At 56.3% G+C, this 13,177-nt stretch carries 11 protein-coding genes; 6 read left to right on the forward strand and 5 right to left on the reverse strand.

Translation table 11 applies throughout. From position 1 onward, the window contains the following. Positions 1–52: 52 nt before the first annotated feature. The 4 genes from KF947_RS08790 to KF947_RS08805 are packed head-to-tail and all read right to left on the reverse strand — an operon-like array spanning position 53 to position 5,256. A complete protein-coding gene (locus KF947_RS08790; protein ID WP_133731518.1) occupies positions 53–1,561 on the reverse strand; it encodes a sodium:solute symporter family protein in 1,509 nt (502 codons plus the stop codon). After that, entirely contained in the window at positions 1,554–1,742 is a 189-nt protein-coding gene (locus tag KF947_RS08795; RefSeq protein WP_022521540.1) for a hypothetical protein, read from the reverse strand. Before KF947_RS08795 ends, KF947_RS08790 begins: the two co-directional genes overlap by 8 nt. Before the next feature lie 21 nt (positions 1,743–1,763). Next, positions 1,764–4,775, reverse strand: coding sequence for a c-type cytochrome (locus KF947_RS08800; protein ID WP_227406002.1), 3,012 nt, complete (start codon positions 4,773–4,775; stop codon positions 1,764–1,766). Then, a complete protein-coding gene (locus KF947_RS08805; protein WP_227406003.1) occupies positions 4,768–5,256 on the reverse strand; it encodes a (2Fe-2S)-binding protein in 489 nt (162 codons plus the stop codon). The genes KF947_RS08800 and KF947_RS08805 overlap by 8 nt, the downstream gene beginning before the upstream one ends. A gap of 463 nt (positions 5,257–5,719) precedes the next feature. Between KF947_RS08805 and KF947_RS08810 the strand changes: the two genes are divergently transcribed. From KF947_RS08810 to KF947_RS08825, 4 genes are read left to right on the forward strand one after another with little or no spacing between them, the layout of a single operon-like run. Beyond that, entirely contained in the window at positions 5,720–6,880 is a 1,161-nt protein-coding gene (locus KF947_RS08810) for an FAD-dependent monooxygenase (protein WP_227406004.1), read from the forward strand. Next, the gene (locus KF947_RS08815) at positions 6,877–7,695 is read left to right on the forward strand and encodes an alpha/beta fold hydrolase (RefSeq protein ID WP_133731521.1); all 819 of its coding nucleotides are present in this window, start codon (positions 6,877–6,879) and stop codon (positions 7,693–7,695) included. The genes KF947_RS08810 and KF947_RS08815 overlap by 4 nt, the downstream gene beginning before the upstream one ends. A 15-nt stretch (positions 7,696–7,710) precedes the next feature. After that, positions 7,711–8,478, forward strand: coding sequence for an Asp/Glu racemase (locus tag KF947_RS08820; protein ID WP_133731522.1), 768 nt, complete (start codon positions 7,711–7,713; stop codon positions 8,476–8,478). Positions 8,479–8,489: 11 nt separating this feature from the next. Continuing rightward, entirely contained in the window at positions 8,490–9,170 is a 681-nt protein-coding gene (locus KF947_RS08825) for an N-carbamoylsarcosine amidohydrolase (RefSeq protein WP_227406005.1), read from the forward strand. 41 nt (positions 9,171–9,211) lie between these two features. On the opposite strand, the gene KF947_RS08830 is transcribed toward KF947_RS08825, so the two are convergent. Then, complete coding sequence (locus tag KF947_RS08830; RefSeq protein ID WP_223288529.1) at positions 9,212–9,694, reverse strand: MarR family winged helix-turn-helix transcriptional regulator; 483 nt, start codon at positions 9,692–9,694, stop codon at positions 9,212–9,214. Between the two features lie 209 nt (positions 9,695–9,903). On the opposite strand from KF947_RS08830, the gene KF947_RS08835 reads away from it, so the two are divergent. Next, entirely contained in the window at positions 9,904–12,174 is a 2,271-nt protein-coding gene (locus KF947_RS08835) for a xanthine dehydrogenase family protein molybdopterin-binding subunit (protein ID WP_227406006.1), read from the forward strand. Then, positions 12,174–13,142, forward strand: coding sequence for an XdhC family protein (locus tag KF947_RS08840; RefSeq protein ID WP_227406007.1), 969 nt, complete (start codon positions 12,174–12,176; stop codon positions 13,140–13,142). Before KF947_RS08835 ends, KF947_RS08840 begins: the two co-directional genes overlap by 1 nt. Positions 13,143–13,177: the final 35 nt, after the last annotated feature.

The following is a 13,177-nucleotide window of genomic DNA, read 5'->3' on the forward strand; positions in this document are numbered from 1 at the left end:
TTTGGGCACACCAAGCGCTCTATGGTGTTATCGGTTCAAAGCTGAACGTCAATTAGGCAGCCGCCTCTTTCGTCGCTTGATCGGTGGTAGTACGGCGCTTTTTACCCAGCTCTTCCGCTATGGCGGTAAAGAAGGCGTCCGAAGAGGCTTGATGAGGTTTGGTCATAAGGCTAACGCCAACAAACAGCACACTAGCGACCACAATGCCCCATACGCCAGCGGGCAGGCCCAGCAGTGAATTGCCAGTGGCATACATCAGCAGTACAAAGGCGCTGGTACCCACCACGCTTACCAGTGCACCGACGCCAGTACCGCGCTTCCAATAGAAGGCACCGATAAGGGCGGGCACCATGGCGACCAGACCAGAGGAAGCAGCCACCGACAGCACCGCAATAAGGTCAAGCTGCAGCTCGGCAAAGGCCAGCGCCAACAGTGCGATCACCGGCACCACGAACTTGCCCACCAGCAGTTGGCGCTTTTCACTGACGTTCGGTTTAACGTTCGCATAGACGTCCCGGGAGACCATGGACGCCAGCGTCAGCATGATCGAATCGATAGTAGAGACGGCAGCGGCCATGATTCCGATCATCACAATCACCCCTAATACTGGCGGAACAAACTCCGAGGCCAGCAGCGTAGGCGTGGCTAAATCTGCGCGCTCAAGACTTGGGAAAGCGGCTAAGGCAGAGAAGCCCCAAAGCACAGAGACCATGGTGTAGATAAAACCAAACACCAGGAAGCCAATCAGCATGTGGCGCATGGAGCGCAGCGAAGAGGGCATAAACAGGCGTTGACTGACCTGTGGGTTGGAGATACTAAAGAAGAACCAGGGAATGGTGAGCCCCAGGAAAGTGACAAAGCTGAACAGGCCAGGGCCGGGCACCGTCAGCGACTGCGGATGTTCCGTTGCCAGCGTATCGAATAGTGCGCCGAAACCACCCAAGCCCTGGATCACCAGGAAGGCCACCAAGGTTGAGGCGACAATCATCATGATGGCCTGGAGCGAGTCGGTCCACATTACCGAACGAATACCCGCGATATAGGAGAAGAAGATGGCGATGACCGTGGCCAGCACCACCCCGGTAGTAAAGGTAATCGCGCCGTCAGTAATACCCTGCAACAGGTAACCGACACCCGCGAGCTGAACGGCCGAGTAGGGAATCAGGAAGATACAGCTGGCAATGGAGACAGCCATGGCCACATGTTTGCTGTTGTAGCGGTGGCCGAGCATCTCACTGGGGGTTACAAAGCCAAACTTCTTGCCCACCGCCCAGAATTTGGGCCCGAAAATAGCCACCAGGGAAACCCCAGCAAAATAGATAATTTCAAAGCCTAGGGCGCCAACGCCGCCGGCATAGGTAAGGCCTGCCAGGCCCACCATCATGAATGCGCTATACGTCGTGGCACTGTAGCTCAGCGCGGAGACAAAGCCGTTCATTTGTCGGTTACCCAGGAAGTATCCCGACATACTTTCGGAAGGGCCTTGGCGAGACATAATCGCAATGCCAATAGCGATCAATAAGTAGATGGCAATGGACCACCAGATGAGTGACTCAGTCATTGCTGTGCTCCTCAAAATCTTTAGTGATAAACACATTCAGCGCAATGATGGCCAACCCTGCCAACATCCAAAACAGGAAGCTGCCGTACCAGAGCGCGACCCCGCTCAAGAGGGTGTAAGGCACTAAATAGCTCAGTAAGACGACGGCCCATACTAGCCATATCCATTTACTACGTTTCATAATCCACCTCGTTTTATTACGTCAGGGAGTAGAGTGAGTGTTGTTGTGGTGAGGCTGGCGTAACTCTGCGGTACGTTGTTCTACTTGTTGCCAAGGCGCTTTCTCTGGGGCAAAACGCGCTCGGAGGTAGGTCGTCAAATCAGCGACCTGGGTGTTACTAAAGCTGTCGGCAAAGCCTGGCATGCTACCGATACCGGGAACGTGTTCGGCGTGAACACCGCCCAAAATTGACTGAATAACGTTATCGGGATGATCGCTGTGCAAATTGGTATTCAGCGCCAGATTAGTGCTCGCCCTCGAAAAGGTAGGAACGCCAGAATCGACATGGCACGCCGCACAGGCGCCATCGAAGAGCCGCTCCCCTGCCTCCATCCCGGTTGAGCTAACGGCTGCACTGGTCACGCGCTGCGTAGCCTCCGCCATAGCCGCATCGCTATTACCTGTTGGCGCCTGCATCTGGGTGGCCACATAGTGAGCAATGGCCCGCACATCGTATTCAGGCAGCTCAGCCAGCCCCGCTACCACCGGGGCCATAGGGCCAGAGGCAACGCCGTGTAGCGCAGATTCGCCGTGGCGCAGATAGTCGTAAAGCGATGTTTCACTCCACGGGATGGGCGCACGCGACAGCGTATTAAGCGGTGGCGCTTCCCAACCATCTACAAAGGCACCGGCAAGGTACGACTCGCCGTTTTTCTCAGCGCCCATGGCATTGCGGGGACTATGGCAAGCGCTGCAGTGACCTAATCCTTCGGCAAGGTAGGCTCCCCGGTTATACAGCTCGCTTTGCATGGGGTCAGGCTGGAAAGGCGTTGCATCGTGATAAAGCGTATTCCAGCCTGCCATTAAGCTACGCACGCTGAAGGGGAAAGTGAGCGCATTGGCGTTTTTTTCAGTCTCTACAGGCGGCTGAGCCATTAAATAGGCGTAAAGCGCCTGTAAATCGGCATCACTGGTCTGGGCAAACGCCGTATAGGGGAAAGCGGGATAAAGGTGGCTGCCATCACGGCTAATGCCGTGGCGCATAGCGCGCTCGAAGGCTGCGTAAGACCACTGACCAATCCCCGTCGCCTCATCCGGCGTAATGTTAGTGCTGTAGAGCGTCCCGAAAGGGGTTTCAAACCCGCGCCCACCGGCATTGGTCACGCCACCTTCTGTGGTATGACACGCCGCGCAGTCGCCTGCAGCCGCAACGAGTCGCCCGCGCTCAATGGTCTCGGCGGAGTAGAGGTTGGCGGCTGGCCGTGAGACAGGCGCAATGGCCCCTTTCCACGGCCACGCCACGGCCGCAGTGCCCGCAATGGTGGTAAACGCTGCAGCGGCTAACCAGCGCCGGTTCATTGACCGCGGCGGTTTCAATTTAGATGGGCGCCCTGCCTTCTCGATGGACGAAGCTTCGAGAGCTTGGCGTACGCGATTGGCGGTAAACGGTGGTTGGCGAAAACGCAGGCCGGTGGCATCAAAAAGCGCATTGGCTATTACCGCAACACCCGGCGATAGCTCCGCACCGGTTAATACGTCTTCACCGACGGTTTTATTGATGCCTTTATCAGCAGTGCTTGGCGCAGAAGCGGTGGGTGGCAATACGGCGGAATATTCACGTTCCGTCAGCGCACGACTGCCATCACCCCACTCATCGAAACTGGGCGCTTGCCCCAAAAGGGGGCGCGCTTCACCCAAGACCCGGGCCTGTAGCGTTTGCTGAAGGCGATTAGTATCCACATCAGGGCCAGCGTCCTGCCCCACCACCAAACGGGTAAGCTGAACATCGCCGGTAATACGATTGACCTCAACATCGGCAATCCAGGCAGAGCGCACTCCCGATTCTACGCGTTGTTCGCGGTCAGGTAGTTGGGAGTAGGCAAAACCCCGCCCGCGCAATAGATCCTGGGGTAAAGAGTCCGCTGATGGATTGGACGCCCTTTGCCACTCGGCCCGTTTAGCAACGGACTCAACCAGCTCAATACCACGCGCATCGTCAAGATGGCGAAGTCGCAGCGCGACAGGGTCTTGGTCACTCTCGCGGGCAACCTCATCTAAAAAAGATTCCCGAGCGAACGTCTGCTGTATACCCATCAAGGTGGAATTGGTAGAGAGCGAGTCTGGCTGGGAGCGTGCGGCAAGGTATTGATCGCGAAATACATAGGGCGAGAACGGCGTTGTGTCTTGCTCGCCGGCGGTGGCCTCAGCGCTAGGCGTTGTTATCGCGGCCCTACCACTTAACAACAATCCTACGGCAGCCACCTCACCGGTGAGATTGGCCTGCTGATAGTGATAACGGGCTATCTCACCACTACTGGCAATATCCGCGTTTAGGCTAATTCGCTGCGCTTGGCCCAATGCCTGAACATCCTTGGCGTAGCGGGCATCCAGCCAGACAGCTACCGGGCCGCCCACCGTCCGCGACATCAACGCCGCATCTACGGCGGCATCGTCACCGCAATGGCGACCCAGCCCTGAGGCCTGACTTGATGCGTGCTTACCATCAACTCTGTAAAGCTCAATCTGGCTAATATCCAGCGCGGTTAACCGGCTTAGATCCTGTTTCAGCGCCGCTGGGGTGACAGTTTGCCCCCACACACTCAATTGCTGGTCGCGACAATCGGCAATTACCCAGCTAGGGTGATTGCCCCAGCGCATGCGACTCGGCCAGCCATACCCATGGTTCGAATGCATGTATGACTGGCCAGACTTAACAAGAGGCGAATCAGAGGGCGCTTGATCGCTTTCAGGCGCTTTTTCGGGCGTCTGCTGAACGGCCTGCCACTCAACCTTCAGCTGTTTAGCGGCATCGGTCGCCAAGGCCAAACTATCGGCAACCACCCCCACAAAATTCCCTTCCACCACGACTTCAATAGATCCAGGTAGTGAGGCAATGCTGCTGCTATCGAAGCCCACTAAGCGATCACTCTCAAAACGCTCACCACTCCACCGGTAGTAAGGTGGACGCACGGCGACACCAAAACGTGCCTGCGCCAGCAGCGCGGGGATGCCGGCCTTTTTTTGCTGGCCATGGAGCATCGTCCCTTCAGTCATGAGGTGCCTCCTGCAACGCGGCCGCGTTAAGGATCACGGCACGCTCCGCTGCCTGCAGAATTTCAACATGGGTGCCACATCGGCAGAGGTTATGCTCTAAAGCGGTGCGAATCTGCTGCGCAGAGGGTTGAGTATTATGATTTAGCAGCGCACGAACAGTGATGATCATACCGTTCAAACAGTAGCCACACTGGGCTGCCTGAGCATCGATAAAGGCTTGTTGTACAGGGTCAAGCTCACCATTCTGGGAAAGACCATCAAGGGTGGTTACCTCATGACCAACGGCAGCAGACACGGGCAGTACGCAGGTGCGTGCTGCCATGCCATCAATCAATACGCTGCATGCCCCACACTCGCCCAAACCACAGCCATACTTAGGCCCATTGAGCGCCAGGTCGTTACGCAACACATTGAGCAATGGTATCTGCGGCGGCACGGCCAGCTCATGTTCTTGTCCATTGATAGTTAGCTTTAGCGTCATAGGGGATCATCATCGTTATTGTTAAGCCCGCACTCTTGCTCTGGATAGGGCTTGGATATGACTTAGATTTTACTAATAAATACTGCCTGCCAAACACGCTTCGTAGCACCTTAAACCAGCCTATTTTCATCTCCCTTTCACATGCGGCCAATCGACTTGCACCAGCTAAGTGCAGAGCTAATACCCATCGAGCATTAAAGGTGCATACGCTATAAAAACAAGCCTAATAAACGTATAGCACTCAATGGATGCGTTTTTCAAGTTTTTGCACAAAACCAAAAAAACAACTATAAATACATTAAATTCATACACTTACTTAAAAACAACGCCCTATTCTTGTTAAAAAATAATTTCGAAACTAATTCTTGACCAAAAAATAAATGGTGTATACGTTGTTTTATAGCATTCACGAACGCATTCAGAAACGAGTGATAGGCGAATAAAACAGCGAGGAAACCAGTATATGAACAACAAACCCACCATCGCCGTTATTGGCGCAGGCCTTGGCGGCGCCGCTGCAGGTGCGCTGCTGCAGCAAGCGGGTTACCCCACCAAGGTGTACGAACAGGCACCAGCGTTTGCGCGTCTAGGGGCAGGCATTCACCTTGGCCCCAACGTGATGAAAGTGATGCGCCGGATCGGCATTGAGGAGAAGCTCAATGCTATGGGCTCACACCCCGACTATTGGTTTAGCCGCAACGGTATGACCGGCGAGTATCAGTCGCGCATCCCGCTGGGCGAGTTTGCTCGCGAAAACTATGGGGCGGCCTACATCACCGTTCATCGTGGTGATCTGCACGAATTGATGGTCAGCACGCTCGACCAGGACAATCTTCATTTTGATAAGCGTCTGGTCGATGTGGATGACAGCGGCGACAAGGTCGTTATGACCTTCGCCGATGGCTCAATCGAAGAAGCCGATTTGGTAATCGGCGCTGATGGCGTTAATTCACGCCTGCGCGAGAAGCTGCTCGGCCCTGAAGCCCCGATCTATAGCGGCTGGATTGCCCACCGGGCAATTATATCAGCAGAAAAACTCAAGGCTTATGACCTGGATTTTGAAGCCTGCGTGAAGTGGTGGTCGGAAGATCGTCACATGATGGTGTACTTCGTGACCGGCGACGAGAAGGAGTACTACTACGTCACCGGCGTACCCGAGCCCGACTGGAACCATGGCACCTCTTTTGTTGATAGCTCTCGCGAAGAAATGCGCAAGGCCTTCGAGGGTTACCACCCCACTGTGCAAGCGCTGATCGACTGCACCGAAAGCGTCACCAAGTGGCCGCTGTTGGAGCGCAACCCGCTGCCCCTGTGGCATGAAAACCGGCTAGTGCTGCTGGGTGATGCCTGCCACCCGATGAAGCCTCATATGGCCCAGGGCGCCGCTATGGCAATTGAAGATGCTGCCATGCTAGTGCGCTGCCTGGAGGAAGTGGGCGCCGAGAACTACCAGCAGGCATTCGAACTTTACCGCACCAACCGTTTTGAACGCGCCTCGCGGGTTCAGCAGGTTTCCCACGACAATACCTGGTTACGGGAAGATGAAGACCCGGCCTGGGTATTCGCCTATGACCCCTTTGAAGTACCGCTGAAGCAACCAACCAGTCAAGGGAGCCCAGCATGAGCAGCACCTATCTCTATGGCGCCAACGTGCACGCCAATGGTATTCGTCAGCACTACCTGCGCTTTGCCGACAGCGCCGAGACTTCGCGCCAGCCGCTGGTACTGATACCGGGCATTACCAGCCCGGCCATCACCTGGCGTTTTGTGGCCGAGCGGCTCGGTCAGCATTTCGACACTTATGTGCTGGATGTCCGTGGACGCGGCTTGTCGTCCACCGGGCCTGACCTCGCCTACGACACCGACACCTGCGCCGACGATGTGATCGCCTTTATCGATGCGCTGGGTCTGAGCGATGTCATTCTGGCGGGCCACTCCATGGGTGCGCGCTTTGCGCTACGCGCCATGAGTCGCGGCGCCAAAGGCATCGACAAACTGGTACTGATCGACCCACCGGTTTCAGGGCCAGGACGCCGTGAGTACCCCAGCAAGCTGCCCTGGTACGTGGATTCGATTCGCGATTGCACCCGGGGTGCCGATATCGAGACCATGCGCCACTACTGCCCCACCTGGAGCGACGAGCAGCTGCGATTACGCGCCGAGTGGTTACACACTTGCTTTGAGCCCGCCATCGTTCAGGCGTTTGAAGAGTTCCATAGCGTCGATATCCACCAGGATCTCCCCGATATCACAGTACCCACGCTGCTGATGTGTGCAGGCAAGGGCGGGGTTATCCAGGATGAGGATCGCGCCGAAATACGCACCCTGCTACCGACGGTTCGTATTTCTACCGCAGAACAAGCGGGTCACATGATTCCCTGGGATGACTTCGAGGGCTTTTTTGCCGCGTTTGAAGACTTCCTGGGTACACAACTCTAACAAAGGCCAATAATCATGACCTCCAGCGCTACCACTAAAACATACCGTATCGGCCAGATCGTTCCCAGCTCCAATATCACCATGGAGACCGAGATACCTGCCATGCTCGCTGCACGGCAGTTGATTCGCCCGGAACGCTTTACCTTCCACTCCAGCCGTATGCGTATGAAAACCGTCAGCAAGGACGAGCTGGCCGCTATGGATGCGGAGTCTGACCGCTGTGCCTTGGAGCTCTCCGATGCAGCAGTGGATGTGATGGGGTATGCCTGTCTGGTTGCCATTATGGCGATGGGGCCCGGCTACCACCGAGAGTCGCAAAAGCGTCTGCGCAGCCGCACCGAAGAGAACGGCTGCGATACGCCGGTGGTCACCAGCGCCGGTGCGCTGGTTGATGCTCTAGGTGTGATGAAAGCCAAACGTGTGGTGGTCGTGGCGCCTTACATGAAGCCGCTGACCGAAATGGTGGTCGACTACATCCGTCAGGAAGGCATTGACGTGCTCGACTACCGGGCGCTTGAGATCCCCAACAATCTGGACGTTGCTCGTCACGACCCCGCCAATCTCCCCGAGATCGTCGCCAGTCTCGATTTAAGTAACGTGGACGCTATCGTCTTGTCAGCCTGTGTGCAAATGCCGTCACTACCGGCCGTCGCCAAGGTCGAAGCCCTGACCGGCAAGCCGGTGGTTACCGCAGCTATCGCGACTACCTATGCCATGCTCAAGGCGCTCGATTTAGAGCCTATTGTCCCAGGTGCAGGTGCTCTCTTATCAGGAGCTTACTAGGAGATAGCGCTATGACGACCCCCAACCAGGCAGCCAGCAGCAGCGGTGCTGGAGACAGCTCTTTAGATGACAGCTTAGATAACAACTACAAAGGCGTCTGGGATGGACGCATTGGTTTTGGCAAAAGCCCCGCGCTGCTGGTGGTTGATTTTATGCAGGGCTACACCACGCCCGGTTCGCCGCTATTTGCCCAGGGCGTGGTGGATGCGGTGGCCAATATGCCGCCGCTACTCAATACCGCACGGCGCACTGGCACGCCTGTTATCCACACCAACATCCTGTATCACGCCCCGGATCAAATCGATGGCGGCATTTGGGTCAAGAAGGCGCCGGTCATGCGGGCGATGGTGGCGGGCAACCCTTACGCGGAGTTCTGCCCCGAGGTGGCACCCCGTGAAGATGAGCTGGTAATGACCAAGCAGTATGCCAGCGCCTTCTTTGGTACTTCGCTGGCTTCCACGCTGGTCGCCATAGGGATCGATACGCTGATCATTACCGGTTGCTCCACCAGCGGCTGCATTCGCGCCACCGCCGTTGACGGCGTACAGCACGGCTTTCGGGTGATGGTGGTACGTGACTGTGTGGGCGATCGCCACCCCGCGCCCCATGAAGCTAACCTGTTTGATATCGATAGCAAGTATGGGGATGTGGTTGGGCTGGATGAAACGCTGGGTTACTTAATGAAGCGTTAGGCGTACCCCAAAAGCGCGGGAGCGCGAGCCTCTCTTTTGGCTCACCCATCCGCGTTCATTTTTTCCAGCAGATGCATCAAAGCGATCCGCTCTGCCGGGTTGAGATTTTTCATGGTCTGATCGCTAATTTGCTTGGCGCTGGGCACCATGCCCTCGACTAATGCCGCACCGGGCTCGGTGATCACCACCATGACTTTGCGTTGATCATTGGGGTCGGTGGTAAGCGAGATCCACTCACGTGCTTTAAGGCGTTTAATGACGCCACGGATGGTGGCTGGATCAATCGCCGTGGCGTTGACGATATCGGTTAGCGAGCTGGGGCCTCGCTCCATCACCGTGCACAGCGTGACAAACTGAATAGCAGTGAGCTGTTTATCGCTGCTGTAGCGCTGAAAAATAGCCGTATGCCGCTGGTAGGCTTTACGCAGTAGATGGCCTACTTGCTCAGAAAAATCATACCCCTGCTCTGAAGGTGTGGGGTGTTCGCCGGTAGACGAGTGTTTGAGCGCACTATCCGTTGTCATTCCATATCCTTAATCTATTAGCGACGATGTGTATCGAGTATGGCACTGGTTAACAAAATGATGCATCAACGCATTAAATACTGCTTGCGCTGGATCAATTCATCATGCTTTTATGGCGCACACGCTATAATTTTACCTTAGTTATCGCTCTTTGATCATCTCAAATTAATCTGCACTGATTACCTAAAACGCTAGCGTGGGAGGCAGGCATGGCTGATAAATCAGACTATACAAGAGAGTCACTGCTGTATGGGTCTGATGTTCTGGTGATCTATCGTGACCCGGTTACACCCCCCAAGCCCGCGCCCGGACAGCCAGGTACACACTCAAACTTCACCCCCCATGAGCCCGAGATATTCATTGCCGTGTTGAGCGATAGCCAGATCGTGGCTTTCAACGGCCACGTAGACCTGGGCACTGGCATACGCACGGCGCTCGCTCAAATTGTTGCAGAAGAGCTTAGCGTCGCGTTCGACAGCGTCACCATGGTGCTGGGCAACTCCGTTGAAGCCCCCAACCAAGGCCCCACCATTGCCAGTGCGTCGATTCAGATCACTGCCGAGCCTTTACGCCGAGCTGCCGCTCAGGCGCGGGAGTACCTATTAACACTGGCAGCAAAGCACTTTGACACTGAGCGCTCACTACTTAGCTGCCAGAACGGCGCTATTACGCCAAGTGATAATAACCGCTCATCCGTTAGCTTTGGGGAGTTGCTGCGGGGCACCCGTCATGCATTAAAGCTTGCCGATGGGGTGCCGCTTAAGCCGGTCAGCCATTATACCCTGGTCGGCCAATCGACCTCCCGCGTGGATATACCCGCCAAGGCCACCGGGCAATTGACTTTTATCCACGACCTACGCCTGCCCAACATGCTGCATGGGCGAGTGATTCGTCCGCCTTATGTAGGCCATGATAGCGGCGACTTTATTGGCAACAGTTTAATCGCGGTAGATGAAAGCTCTGTGGCTCATTTGCCAGGTGTGGTAAGTGTCGTGGTGGTCGGTGACTTTGTTGGCGTGGTGGCCGAGCGTGAAGAGCAGGCCGCTGCCGCAGCCAAACAGCTAAAGATCCAGTGGCGCCCAATCGAAGGCTTGCCTCAGTTGGACAACATAGAGCAAGCACTGCTCGACCTGCCCAGCAAACAGCGCATACTCCTCGAAGAGGGTGATCTCGACAGCGCTCTGGCCGCCGCGCAACATCCGCTCAATCGTCACTATGTGTGGCCTTTCCAACTGCATGGCTCCATCGGCCCTTCGTGCTCTGTCGCCGATGCCAACGAAGATGGCCTTCACGTATGGTCGGGCACCCAAAATCCACACAGCCTGCGCGCCGACCTCGCCCGCCTTACCGGTTTGGATGAAGGCGTTATCACCATTACCCGCATGGAAACCTCAGGCTGCTATGGCCGCAACTGCGCCGACGACGTTGGCGCGGATGCAGTGCTGCTGTCTCAGGCGGTGGGTCGACCTGTTCGTGTGCAACTAACCCGTGAGCAGGAGCACACCTGGGAGCCTAAAGGGGCTGCTCAGTATATGGCCATCCAGGGCGGCTTGAACGCAGATGGCAGCCCGGCAGGCTATCGCTTTAATACCCGTTACCCCTCTAACAGTGCGCCCACTCTGGCACTGCTGCTGACCGGCGCCGCCTCCCCCATTGATATCCCCTTTGAGATGGGAGATCGAACGTCGGTACCGCCCTACCGCTACCCTCATCGCCAAATAGTGTGCGACGACGTCCCGACCTTGGTGCGCGCCTCCTGGCTGCGGGGTGTCTCGGCGCTGCCCAGCACTTTCGCCCACGAAAGCTATATTGATGAACTCGCCTACTTGGCGGGTGAAGATCCTGTCGCCTATCGGTTGCGCTACTTAGCCGATAACCGCGCCTGCGAGCTTGCCGAAGCGTTAGCCGAACATGCGAACTGGAAACCCTGTACCGCCAACACCAACCCGAGAAGCGATGGAGAGTGGCACTACGGCCGAGGCTTCGCTTACGCCCAGTACGTACATAGTAAATTTCCAGGCTTTGGTGCCGCGCTCGCCGCCTGGGTGATTGAGCTAAAAGTCAATGTGAAGAGTGGGCGGGTTGTCATCGAGAACTTATATGTAGGCCAGGATGCAGGCTTGATGGTGAACCCCGCCGGCGTTCGCCATCAGGTGCATGGCAATGTGATCCAGATGCTCAGCCGCACGTTAAAGGAGCGGGTAACCTTTGAGGATGGTTTACCGACCAGCAGAGAGTGGGGTGGCTACCCCATCCTGCGTTTCTCGGAGCTTCCTCCCATCGACGTCATGCTGCTTGATCGCCCTGAACTGCCCCCACTCGGTGTTGGGGAGTCCGCCTCACTGCCCGGCGCTCCCGCGATTGCCAACGCGCTTTTTGATGCCACGGGGGTACGCTTTACCCATCCCCCTTTTACCCCTGACACCATTCGCGATGCACTGAAAGCCGCCCTTCGACTTCCCCTGGAGGCGGCGAGTTAATGCACCATCTTGATCTACAGGTTATCGAACGGGCGCTGAAGTGGGTCAACCAGGGGCTGACCGTTTGGCTGTGTACGGTGCTAAAAACCTTTGGCTCAGCACCCCGGGAGCCGGGTGCCATGCTGGTAGCATGTTCGACAGGCGACTATCTGGGGTCACTGTCAGGTGGCTGTGTCGAAGAGGACTTTATCGCACGGCTTCAAAAGGGTGAGTTTAACGAACCGGTTCAACGGGTGCGCTATGGCGGGGATGCTGGTTCAGCGAATATTCGTTTACCCTGCGGTGGTAGCCTAGAAATACTGGTTGAACGGCTAGCGCCCAACACCGAAAACCTCACTCACCTAGAAGTGATGCATGCCACGTTACTGGGTCGCCAACCGCTAACCCGCTGTATCAAGTTGGATGGCAGCGGCAAGCGCTTTAACCTCTCGAATAACACCGAGCCCGCCGTTACCTTCGATACAGCTAGCGTCAATATTCGCATAGGCCCTGCGCTACGGCTGATTATCGCGGGGATCTCCGCGATCTCTGCGCCATGCGCCCTGTTTGCCCAAACGCTGGGCTTTGAGGTGATTGTCTGCGACCCCAGAGACGAAGCTCGGAAAAATTTCGATGTCGCCGGAGTGGAAGTGCAGGCGGTACTGCCCTCCGTGTTTATCGCCTCAGGCGGTTGCCATGCCAATACGGCGGTTGTCGCCTTGACCCACGACCCGCGTATCGATGATTTAGCAATGATCGAAGCCGTCCGAACGGAAGCCTTTTACATTGGCGTTATGGGCTCCCAGCAAACCTCGCAACAGCGGGCAGAGCGGCTATTACGTTCCGGCGGCCTGACAGAAAGCCAGGTAGCAAGAATTGCCATGCCCATTGGGCTTAATCTGGGTAGTAAAACTCCGGCTGAAATTGCGCTAGCCGTGATGGCCGATATTGTTCGCCTCTCTCGCGGAAAAGAACGCCATGCCTTGTAGCGATATCATGGCCTTCGTGATGGCGGCAGACCAAT

Source organism: Halomonas sp. FeN2 (assembly GCF_020595105.1).
GTDB lineage: Bacteria > Pseudomonadota > Gammaproteobacteria > Pseudomonadales > Halomonadaceae > Vreelandella > Vreelandella neptunia.

Excerpts from the sequence above, each read along its gene's own strand:
- KF947_RS08790 (WP_133731518.1), bottom strand. The coding sequence starts at position 1,561 with ATGACTGAGTCACTCATCTGGTGGTCCATTGCCATCTACTTATTGATC.
- KF947_RS08795 (WP_022521540.1), bottom strand. The coding sequence starts at position 1,742 with ATGAAACGTAGTAAATGGATATGGCTAGTATGGGCCGTCGTCTTACTG.
- KF947_RS08800 (WP_227406002.1), bottom strand. The coding sequence starts at position 4,775 with ATGACTGAAGGGACGATGCTCCATGGCCAGCAAAAAAAGGCCGGCATC.
- KF947_RS08805 (WP_227406003.1), bottom strand. The coding sequence starts at position 5,256 with ATGACGCTAAAGCTAACTATCAATGGACAAGAACATGAGCTGGCCGTG.
- KF947_RS08810 (WP_227406004.1), top strand. The coding sequence starts at position 5,720 with ATGAACAACAAACCCACCATCGCCGTTATTGGCGCAGGCCTTGGCGGC.
- KF947_RS08815 (WP_133731521.1), top strand. The coding sequence starts at position 6,877 with ATGAGCAGCACCTATCTCTATGGCGCCAACGTGCACGCCAATGGTATT.
- KF947_RS08820 (WP_133731522.1), top strand. The coding sequence starts at position 7,711 with ATGACCTCCAGCGCTACCACTAAAACATACCGTATCGGCCAGATCGTT.
- KF947_RS08825 (WP_227406005.1), top strand. The coding sequence starts at position 8,490 with ATGACGACCCCCAACCAGGCAGCCAGCAGCAGCGGTGCTGGAGACAGC.
- KF947_RS08830 (WP_223288529.1), bottom strand. The coding sequence starts at position 9,694 with ATGACAACGGATAGTGCGCTCAAACACTCGTCTACCGGCGAACACCCC.
- KF947_RS08835 (WP_227406006.1), top strand. The coding sequence starts at position 9,904 with ATGGCTGATAAATCAGACTATACAAGAGAGTCACTGCTGTATGGGTCT.
- KF947_RS08840 (WP_227406007.1), top strand. The coding sequence starts at position 12,174 with ATGCACCATCTTGATCTACAGGTTATCGAACGGGCGCTGAAGTGGGTC.